Annotated in this window: 1 protein-coding gene; it reads right to left on the reverse strand. The window is 66.0% G+C overall.

Translation table 11 applies throughout. The annotated features are described in order from the left end of the window. Nucleotides 1-520: DUF222 domain-containing protein (locus tag AC1DBN_RS21460; RefSeq protein WP_477724196.1), on the reverse strand; the 520-nt coding region annotated here is incomplete at both ends.

Here is a 520-nt window from a genome sequence, read left to right on the forward strand (position 1 = left end):
CAGTGTCCATCACGCATCCTGATCCAGCGCTTCATAGCCTCCGACAACCGGTAGCTGGTCCGGCCGATCTCGAGCGGTGCGCCGGTACGGGGGTCGACGAGGACCCGGTAGAACGAGGTGGCCCCGTCAGCAACGAGTTTTCGGGCCATGGCTGCCGGGATGGGCCCGTGCCCGTCGAGGTCTGCCGGTTCGTCAGTGCTGCCCAACATTGTAAATATCGGAATGGTGACCAGCACGTCGGCTTTCGGCGCGGGAATCTTGCTGAGGTCAACGAAGTATGGGTCGGTACCGGCGCCGGTTTCCTGGCTATCGATGGACCGGCCTGTGGCAGCGGCGCCGGTGTGGGCGCTCAAGAGGAGCGCGGCGGCGACGTCCGGCCGCAACTGGGTAAGGGTGCGGGTTTCGCCGGGGCCTTGGAGGCCGCGGGCGATGGCTGTGGTCTTGTTCCAGATGGCGCAGGCGGTGTCCCCGGGCAGGATCAGGGTAATTGTTGCCATCCCGTCGGCGTCGGGGCGGTATT

The sequence above is a fragment of the Pseudarthrobacter sp. 10T415 genome, from assembly GCF_056394175.1.